The organism is Pseudomonas sp. 05T35, from assembly GCF_056396605.1.
In genome coordinates, this window is sequence record NZ_JBFTLU010000651.1 from 1 (window position 1) to 1,796 (window position 1,796).

Annotated in this window: 2 protein-coding genes; both read right to left on the reverse strand. The window is 56.6% G+C overall.

The genetic code is table 11. The features are described 5' to 3' along the window. Positions 1 to 197: 197 nt before the first annotated feature. The gene (locus tag AC1DH9_RS28425; RefSeq protein ID WP_216742670.1) at positions 198 to 533 is read right to left on the reverse strand and encodes a ComEA family DNA-binding protein; all 336 of its coding nucleotides are present in this window, start codon (positions 531 to 533) and stop codon (positions 198 to 200) included. Between the two features lie 114 nt (positions 534 to 647). Next, positions 648 to 1,796 (reverse strand): UDP-N-acetylglucosamine 4,6-dehydratase family protein (locus tag AC1DH9_RS28430; protein ID WP_477809261.1); only part of this gene is annotated, 1,149 nt, incomplete at its 5' end.

Here is a 1,796-nt window from a genome sequence, read left to right on the forward strand (position 1 = left end):
AGATTCGCAGTCGCCCGCAACACCCTTGCCTCTGGCTAACACTTCCCCTTGCCGGGTGTGTAGAGGACTTTCACCTCCAAGTCACCAGCGTGGCCACCACAGCCAAACTGGTTGCGCTTGCGCGCAACGCGCCATGCCTGGCGCACCCAATGAAAAAGGCCGGTCAATGACCGGCCTCTGGCACTAGCATCTACGAATCAGTTCACCTCAAGCTTGTCGCGATTCTTGTCCAGAATCGCCTTGCCGATGCCCTTGACCTCCAACAACTCATCCACCGATGCAAACGGTCCATTACTCTCACGATATGCAACAATCGCCTTGGCCTTGGCCTCACCTACTCCAGCGAGTTCCCGCTGCAGTGTCGTTGCATCCGCCGTATTGAGATCGACTTTTGCAGCCTCCCCGGACGGTGCGACCTGTACTGCCAATGGCGCGCTTACAGCTTCCGTGTTTGTCGCTGGTGCAGCGATAGCGGCAATAGAGGCGCTGGTCAGCAGGGCAAAAACCAGAGAGTAGAAATAGCCTGTACGCATAAGTGACGCTCCATGACATCGATAGGAAAGAAGCAGCTTTTCCGAAGCTGCCTCCCAAACCTAGGTCATGCTGTGAGCCTGTCAAAAATGTATCGGTTACAGGGTGTGTAACAATCAGGGCTCGAGGCGGCGTTGCTGGTAGATCCAGTCGACGATCTCGCCGTCCGGGGCATAGCCACTGACGGTGTCGCGCAGCAGTTGGCGGACCCGCGAATAATCATCCCGCTCAATCGCAGACAGCAACTCCGTCAACTTGCCCTTGAGCACTTCCCAAGSCAGCAGATCTTCATTGGCCGTCATGATCATCGGGTGTTGAGTAGCCGCCACGTTGTCACCGATCAACAACTCTTCGTAGAGCTTCTCGCCTGGACGTAGCCCGGTAAATTCGATGGCAATGTCGCCCTGAGGATTTTTGTCCGAACGGACACTCAACCCCGACAAGTGAATCATCTTCTCCGCCAACTCGACAATCTTCACCGGCTCGCCCATGTCCAGCACAAACACATCACCGCCCTGCCCCATCGAACCGGCCTGAATGACCAGTTGCGCGGCTTCGGGGATGGTCATGAAGTAACGGGTGATTTTCGGATGTGTGACCGTCAGCGGGCCGCCTGACTTGATCTGCTTATGGAACAGCGGAATCACCGAACCGGAAGACCCGAGCACATTGCCGAATCGCACCATGGTGAACCGGGTTTTATTGACCCGGGACACGTTGGTCTTGTCACCAAACATCACCGGCGCCAGCTCGCGACTGAGCGCCTGGAGCGTCATTTCGGCAAGGCGTTTGGTACTCCCCATGACATTCGTGGGGCGTACAGCCTTGTCGGTCGAAATCAGCACGAAGTTCGCCACACCGGCCTGCAGGGCCGCCTGCGCGGTATTCAGCGTACCGATCACATTGTTCAGTACACCTTCGGCAATATTGTGCTCGACCATCGGCACGTGCTTGTAAGCCGCCGCGTGATACACCGTATCCACATGCCAGGTTTTCATCACATCCAGCAGTTTGTCCTGGTTGCGCACCGAACCGAGGATCGGCAACAGACGAACCGATAGCGACTCGCGGGCAATACGCTGCTCAAGTTCCGACAGAATGCTGTAAAGATTGAACTCACTGTGTTCGAACAACAGCAGCGTGGTCGGCTTCAACGCSAGRATCTGGCGACAAAGCTCRGAACCGATAGAGCCACCCGCTCCGGTGACCAGAACCGACTGATCCTTGATGCAATGCTCGAGCAAATCGCCCTGCGCCGGCACCGC